Genomic DNA, 7,500 nt, shown 5'->3' on the forward strand with positions numbered 1-7,500 from the left:
GAAGCATTAGATGCAAAACTTCCTGTTATAGGGTTTAAAAATGCTGGAGGTTTTGAAGATGTTGTTACAGAAAAAACTGGTGCCTTAGTAGACTTTTTAAATTTACCCAAAATGCTAGAAAAAATATATGAATTTATTCATGATGAGGGATTACGATTACAAAAGGGAAGCTTTGGCCAAGAACTTATCGAAAAAAACTTCAATTTTCTTAATTACATTTATCAATTACTAGATCTTCTCGAACATAATTACAAAAAGATAAGTGTAATCATACCGAACTATAATTATGAAAAATACTTACCTGATCGAATCGAATCAATATTAAACCAAACCTACCCTCTTTACGAACTAATTTTCTTAGACGATGCCTCCACTGATCATAGCGTATCAACTTTTAAAAAGCTGCTTTCAAAAGAAAATAAGACCCACCTGAAGGTTCAACAGATTATTAATGATAAAAACTCTGGTTCTGTATTTAAACAATGGATAAAAGGAGTCTCTGCAGCAACTGGTGATTATATTTGGATCGCAGAGGCCGATGACTTATGCGATAAGACATTTTTACAAGAGGTGATACAGGGGTTTTATATAAATAACAATATTACCTTAAGTTACACACAATCAAAACAAATAGATGAACAAGGAAATGTATTGGCTAATCATTATTTAAATTACACAAATGATATCGATAAAGAAAAATGGAAAGCCCCCTATTTTCGAAAAGGGGTCGAAGAAATACAAGATACGTTACTTATCAAAAATACTATACCTAATGTTTCAAGTGTAGTTTTTAAAAATATAGATATGAAGAAAACAGAAAAACAGTTAGAGAAGTTCAAAATAGCTGGCGACTGGTTCTTCTATGTTTCTCTTCTTACAGAGGGAGATATTTACTTCAATCCAGCCCCCTTAAACTATCATAGACGACATTTAAATAGCGTAACGAGAACAGAAGATTCATACTCCCATTACAATGAAGTTGTGCAAATGCAAAATTTCATTAAAGAAAGATTTACTATCGACGGCATTTCTAAAATGAAAATGTATACATATAGAAAGTATCTTAAAGCATACTTGAAAATTTAAACATGTGCTTTCTATGCCATCAATATCTCTTGTAAGTTGCTACTATTACTCAAGGGAGGAATACTCTTTGAAAGACTTTATAGAGGAACATAAAGATTTAATTTCTCAAATCGCACACAGTTATAATGTAAATGCAAGCATCCATCCTGAGGATCATATCTTTCAGTTCATTGTCACTAATCCCGTCTTCCCATCAAAAAAAGAAGCGATAGATTACTACTTTAAAGATGGGCAAAACTCAGCACAAATACTCTTAAACTTAATTACTTCCCTTTATCCTCCTACAGCCAATCCAATTCAATTGTTAGAATTTGCATCCGGATACGGCTGCGTAACACGTCATTTATTAAATCTACAAACGAATTTGAGTATAACCACTTGCGATATACACGAAGAGGCCATTTCCTTTATTGAAAACAAATTAAATACTTCTTCTATATTATCTCATCCTGAGCCTGAACAGTTAAAATTGGACTCCTCTACGTACGATATCGTTTTTTGTCTATCCTTTTTCTCTCATATGCCTGATACAACTTGGTTTCGTTGGCTGCAAACATTGTATAACGCTGTTTCACCTGGTGGTTTATTCATTTTCACAACCCATGGCTATCAAAGCAAAAAATACTTTGGGTTTCCAAATTTAAATGAAAAGGGCTATTGGTTTCTCTCCTCTAGTGAACAATTCGATTTAGATGTGAATCAATACGGACAAACGATAGTTAGTCCCTCTTACGTGTGTGACAAAATTAAATCATTACCCCATAACCCAATTATCAAAAAGTATACTGAAGGATTTTGGTGGGAACATCAAGACCTTTGGGTTATAGAAAAAGAAATAAAATAATAACCCACGCTCTGCTTATATACAAGTAGAGCGTGGGTTATTATTTTTTACTACATAAGAACTCTTCAATCCATAGCTTATTTAATCTAATCCCATGTTTAAAATCTATTTTAGGTTCCCAATTCAATTCTTGTTTTATCTTATCAATATTTAAAATGATTTTTTGAACGTTCTCTTGTTTTTGTTTATAACAGATAAAATCCACTTTTCTTTCTGTTATTTTCTCTAATTCCACTATAATTCGTTTTAAAGAAAGACCTTTGCCACTCCCTATGTTGTATACGCAAGATTTCAATTGATTTAATTGTGCTAGTTGTATAGTAATTTCAACTAAATCATCGATATAAATATAATCTCTAATAATCTCCTCCGGATTCCCATATATATGAATCCTTTCATTACTGAGATGCTGGTACAAAAAACAATTTATGGCCCCTACTTTTTTTAAGGGGTTTTGGTATTTTCCATACGGATTAGAATATCTACATACAACATAATCTATTCCATATTTTCTCTTATAAAAATACAAATAATTCTCCAGCGAAACTTTTGTTATTCCATACGGGGAAAGTGGTCTTAATGGATGTTTCTCATCAATAGGCAAATATTCAGGTTCACCATAAACTGTGCCTCCCGAAGAAGCCAATATAATTTTTTTAATACGAAAATCTTTAACACTTTCCATGAAATTAAGAAAAAATAGACTGCTATTAATATCACCGAAAACATCTTCAATTGAAGTTGCTACGTTAGACGTCGCAGCTAAATAAATAATAATATCTATATTCACTAAAGCCTTATATATATCCTCAACATTTTCTAAATCACCTTTAATAAATTCAACTTCACTTATAATATTTTGAGGAAAATTATTTATATGTCTGGAAAATACTTTTACATTTTGCCCCTGTTTCAATAAACCCAATGCGAGGTTGATACCAATGAAACTATTTCCACCTACTATTAAATAATTATTCTTCCTCATAATATCATCTCTCTAGTAATAAATTTTTCCTATCGTCAAACTTAAAAATATACACAAATAAACTGGATCATTTTGATTATTCATCCTCTTATCATTGTATGTTTGTTATAAATTTTCATTATCTTTATTTTCTATTTTCATTTTAGAATAGCTTCCTTATTCAGGTTGACTGCAAAAACACTCATAATATTTACTCATCCCCATGAATATATTTAATAAACAATCCTCACTTGTTTACCCCATAAAAAAGCTTCTACATACACAAAGTTCTCAAAAAAGGAGCGCTAAACTCATGAAAAATATAAATCAAGAACTTTTAAATCATGTAATCCTACATAAAGATCGAATTCCGCATTACCATAAAGACTTTCCCCTTATACTATTTTGGAGTCATAGAAGCGGATGCACCTCATTAGCTAATTGGTTCTTTTTTCAAATTGGATTATTTACTGAAGCAAAGAAATACAATGACTTTATTCATTACTATGAGTTCTGGGTGTATAAAAACAGTACAAATTACATTCAACAATTACAAAATAGTCTTCTAGAGGCTAAAAAAAATGTTTGTAAACTTGTACGAAATCCTTATACAAGAGCTGTCAGCTCATTTTTATTACTTGCTGACAATCCATATGCTAGCCCACAATGGGAGAGCATCCGTCATTATTTTTATAATGATAAATATAGTAATCAAGGAATATCATTTAAACAATTTTTATATTACGTTCAGGCATTCGGTTCCAATTCCCTATCATTAGATATACATTTTAGTCAACAATACGTCCCTGGTGAAGAAAATTTCATTCAATGCTATATTCCTTTAGAAGATTTTAATACACAAATCACCAAGATGGAACACATGTACGATTTGATGAAATCCCCTTTAGCACTTCTTACAAATTCAGATCATCATCGCGCTCACAAGATGATTTATGCAGGAAGCTATGCAGAACTTAGCATTACAGATCCAGGCTTTCCCCGATTTCCAACATACGAAAGCTTTTATGATAAAGAAACTATGGATTTAGTTACAGAAATATACGCACAGGATTTTGAAATGTACCCATACACGAAAGGGATATTTTAAGTCTATACATTTTTCCACGAATAAAAGCTGATACATCGCATAGCATAAAGTGAAACTTTAATTCGAGTGGGAGTTCTCTCCAACTAATTATTCCCTTCTCCTAATCGTAATTTTAAGAGATACCTAACTTTCACCCATTTCCTTTAATTTCGCCGATTGTTGACGTGTATCATACTTTCCATACATAGATTGCATTTATTAACATAGGAGGGATATCGTGTGGAAATCAATTTGAAACACAATAATGGGTACTGCGTTATTTGCGAAAAGAAAGCTACATTTATAGAGCATAATGATTGGCTTAGAGATCATTATTTATGTTCTACATGTAACTCTATACCAAGGCAGCGAGCTTTAATCCATGCTTTACATACATTTTTTCCAAAATGGGATTCCTATAATATTCACGAATCCTCTCCTGGAGGAATTACGACTCAGCTACTATTAAAAAACTGTAAAAACTATACTTATTCTCAATACTTTAGAAATTATCCTCTTGGCCAATACTTTCAAGGTATTAGATGTGAGAACTTAGAAGACATGACTTTTGAAAATGAATCTTTTGATTTATTCATTACTCAAGACGTTTTTGAGCATGTAATGACGCCAAACAAAGCCTTTAAAGAAATAGAACGAGTATTAAAACCTGGCGGTGCTCATGTATTTACTGTCCCTTGGTATCATACACTCACAAAAACTGTGCAAAGAGCAAGAATGAATAAAGAGGTGATTGAATATATTGAAGAGCCCATTTATCATGGAAACCCTATTGATGAGAATGGATCTTTAGTAACGTTCGATTGGGGGCAGGATATGATTGAATATATTTATACACATGCAAACATGTATACAATTGTTTTTTTACAAAAGGATAGATCACTAGGGTTAGATGCTGAATTTTTACATGTTTTCATTAGTAAAAAGCAAGAAAATAAAGTTTAATCACTATATAATTCGGAGGTTTAACAAATGAATAACTTTAAGTTAGGAAGTGATTTTGATCATCTTGTTAATTCACTATCTGATGCCGAACTTCTAAATTTATTTATACAAAGTTGTTCACAAACAACGATAAATGGGGTTCCCGTACCTATGTTTCCTCCTGAAGAAATTCAAAAACAATTTGTAGGTGCTTCTTATGAACATGCTCTTTACGAAGCATATTTGTTTTATAGCCATATAAAAGAATACGCCCAAAATTTAGGAGTTCCCTTGAATAAAGAAAGTAAAGTTTTAGACTTCGGATGCGGATGGGGAAGAATTATACGCTTCTTATTTAAAGATGCCTCTGATCAAAATTTACTTGGCATTGATGTCGATCCTGCGATGATCACACTTTGTAATGAAACACTAGGAAGAGGGATATATAAAACAGCAAGCCCACATCCCCCTGTAGATTTTATTAGCGACAATTCATTAGATATCATATTCGCTTATTCTGTATTCTCACATTTATCCGAAGCAACTGCCGAAAATTGGGTAAAAGAATTTTCAAGAGTTCTTCGCCCTGGTGGAATCTTCATCGCAACAACACAAGCGCGCTATTTTCTTGATTTTTGTCAACAATTTCAAGAACATCCTGAATTAATTCAAACAGGATGGCATAAAACTTTATCTCAAGCTTTTCCAGATATACATCGCGCCATCTCGGATTATGAAAACGGCAAATTTGTTCATAGCCCTACTGGTGCAGGGGATGCTAGAAATAGTAGTTTTTACGGAGAAACCGTTATACCTAGGACTTATATTGAAAATCATTATGAGAAATATTTAAAGCTACAAGACTTTTTTGATGATGTAAATCGATTACCACAGGCCCTCTTTGTCCTTCAAAAAATTTAATTCCTTTCATTCAACGTAATAAATTTCATGACGAAAAGTACTTTCTATTTCAGATATATATCAAATTACCTAATACTCTCTTATTAAGTAAGCTTAAAAAATCCAATACATACCATAAAAAAAACAGTAAACAGATAACATATCTCTTATTTTAAAATTGCTTCACCAAATCAAGAATAACTTCCCAACACTTGAACTACGAAAAACACGAGGGGGATATAACTTGAAAATAATCGCTTTTTACTTACCACAATTCCATCAAATTAAAGAAAATGATCGATGGTGGGGGAAAGGATTTACTGAATGGACAAATACTAAAAGTGCACGACCTTTATTTTCAGGACATTATCAACCTAGGGAACCTTATCAAGATTTTTATTACGACTTAACTACCCCCTCCGTAAGAAAGTGGCAAGCAAAAATCGCTAAAGCATACGGTATATATGGTTTTTGTTATTATCATTACTGGTTTAAAGGAAAAAGACTATTAGAAACACCCTTTAATGAGGTACTAAAGATGAAAGAACCTGACTTCCCTTTTTGTCTTTCTTGGGCAAATGAACCATGGACAAAATCTTGGGATGGTCTCGATAAACATATATTAATGCCTCAAGACTACGGAGATATATCTGATTGGAAGGAACACTTTGATTATTTATTACAGGCTTTCCAAGATGAGAGATATATTTATATAGATGATAAACCTCTATTCATTATTTATCGTCCAGGACATATTCCTGATTGTGAAAAAATGCTTAATTACTGGAATGCATTAGCGCGAGAAAATGGTTTAAAAGGTATATACTTTGCTGAAACATTAAACAGTTTTCCACTACCTAATATAAATGGATTCGATGCTAGCATTCAGTTTGAACCTTTCTATACAATTGCCCATGATAGCTCTTCAGACATAAATAAGGTAATATATGATTCTGATATGCAATTAAACGTTTGGGACTACGATAAAGTATGGATGTATATATTACAACGATCGCTCCCAAAGAAAAAAACATTTCCTGGTGCTTTTGTTGATTGGGATAATACTGCACGACGTAAAAACGCGAATAGCAGCATCTTTGTAGGTTCTACCCCTGAAAAGTTCACCATATATTTAAGCAAGCAAATTCATCGGACTTACTCTTTTTATAACAGCGAGTTTTTATTTATTAACGCATGGAACGAGTGGGCGGAAGGAACTTACTTAGAGCCAGATAAAAAATATGGATTTTCTTATTTAGAAGGGGTTAAAAATGCAATTGATAGAGGTATGAAAGCATACAAAAAAGACGAGTCATTCTGACTCGTCTTAAAGTTGCTTGGCGACGTCCTACTCTCACAGGGACAAGGTCCCAACTACCATCGGCGCTAGAGAGCTTAACTTCCGTGTTCGGTATGGGAACGGGTGTGACCTCTCTGCCATCATCACCAAACTATTGAAGGCATATTCCTTCAAAACTAGATAACATTGCTTCATATTATATGGTTAAGTCCTCGATCTATTAGTATTCGTCAGCTCCACATGTCACCATGCTTCCACCTCGAACCTATCAACCTGATCATCTTTCAGGGATCTTACTAGCTTACGCTATGGGAAATCTCATCTTGAGGGGGGCTTCATGCTTAGATGCTTTCAGCACTTATCCCTTCCGCACATAG

The 7,500-nt window shown here is 33.0% G+C and carries 7 protein-coding genes and 2 rRNA genes (2 of these 9 cut by a window edge); 6 read left to right on the forward strand and 3 right to left on the reverse strand.

The features are described 5' to 3' along the window. Together QCI79_RS11500 and QCI79_RS11505 are read left to right on the forward strand one after the other, a co-directional pair. On the forward strand, positions 1-1,086 hold the 3' portion of the coding sequence (locus tag QCI79_RS11500) for a glycosyltransferase (RefSeq protein WP_021728567.1). It extends 846 nt beyond the left edge of the window; 1,086 of the gene's 1,932 nt are visible here — the last part of the coding sequence; the start codon falls outside the window, past its left edge; the stop codon is at positions 1,084-1,086. Between the two features lie 67 nt (positions 1,087-1,153). Further along, on the forward strand, positions 1,154-1,930 hold the full coding sequence (locus QCI79_RS11505) for a class I SAM-dependent methyltransferase (protein ID WP_000651237.1): 777 nt from the start codon (positions 1,154-1,156) through the stop codon (positions 1,928-1,930). A 40-nt stretch (positions 1,931-1,970) separates the two neighbouring features. On the opposite strand, the gene QCI79_RS11510 is transcribed toward QCI79_RS11505, so the two are convergent. Continuing rightward, a complete protein-coding gene (locus QCI79_RS11510; RefSeq protein ID WP_001230826.1) occupies positions 1,971-2,915 on the reverse strand; it encodes an NAD-dependent epimerase/dehydratase family protein in 945 nt (314 codons plus the stop codon). 292 nt (positions 2,916-3,207) lie between these two features. On the opposite strand from QCI79_RS11510, the gene QCI79_RS11515 reads away from it, so the two are divergent. From QCI79_RS11515 to QCI79_RS11530, 4 genes are all read left to right on the forward strand, one after another. Continuing rightward, positions 3,208-4,002, forward strand: a complete 795-nt coding sequence (locus QCI79_RS11515; protein ID WP_000790058.1) for a sulfotransferase family 2 domain-containing protein — start codon at positions 3,208-3,210, stop codon at positions 4,000-4,002. Between the two features lie 219 nt (positions 4,003-4,221). Beyond that, positions 4,222-4,944, forward strand: coding sequence for a class I SAM-dependent methyltransferase (locus QCI79_RS11520; RefSeq protein ID WP_000405117.1), 723 nt, complete (start codon positions 4,222-4,224; stop codon positions 4,942-4,944). A 27-nt stretch (positions 4,945-4,971) separates the two neighbouring features. Next, a complete protein-coding gene (locus QCI79_RS11525) occupies positions 4,972-5,844 on the forward strand; it encodes a class I SAM-dependent methyltransferase (RefSeq protein WP_001058693.1) in 873 nt (290 codons plus the stop codon). A 223-nt stretch (positions 5,845-6,067) separates the two neighbouring features. Then, positions 6,068-7,144: a glycosyltransferase WbsX family protein gene (locus QCI79_RS11530; RefSeq protein ID WP_000690999.1), complete on the forward strand. Its 1,077-nt coding sequence runs from the start codon at positions 6,068-6,070 to the stop codon at positions 7,142-7,144. A gap of 14 nt (positions 7,145-7,158) precedes the next feature. Here the strand turns inward: QCI79_RS11530 and rrf are convergent. Continuing rightward, a 5S ribosomal RNA gene (rrf, locus tag QCI79_RS11535) occupies positions 7,159-7,274 on the reverse strand. A 49-nt stretch (positions 7,275-7,323) separates the two neighbouring features. Continuing rightward, positions 7,324-7,500, reverse strand: a 23S ribosomal RNA gene (locus QCI79_RS11540) (it continues 2,745 nt past the right edge of the window).

It is taken from the genome of Bacillus cereus group sp. MG1 (assembly GCF_040460035.1).
GTDB lineage: Bacteria > Bacillota > Bacilli > Bacillales > Bacillaceae_G > Bacillus_A > Bacillus_A cereus.

Excerpts from the sequence above, each read along its gene's own strand:
- QCI79_RS11515 (WP_000790058.1), top strand. The coding sequence starts at position 3,208 with ATGAAAAATATAAATCAAGAACTTTTAAATCATGTAATCCTACATAAA.
- QCI79_RS11510 (WP_001230826.1), bottom strand. The coding sequence starts at position 2,915 with ATGAGGAAGAATAATTATTTAATAGTAGGTGGAAATAGTTTCATTGGT.
- QCI79_RS11525 (WP_001058693.1), top strand. The coding sequence starts at position 4,972 with ATGAATAACTTTAAGTTAGGAAGTGATTTTGATCATCTTGTTAATTCA.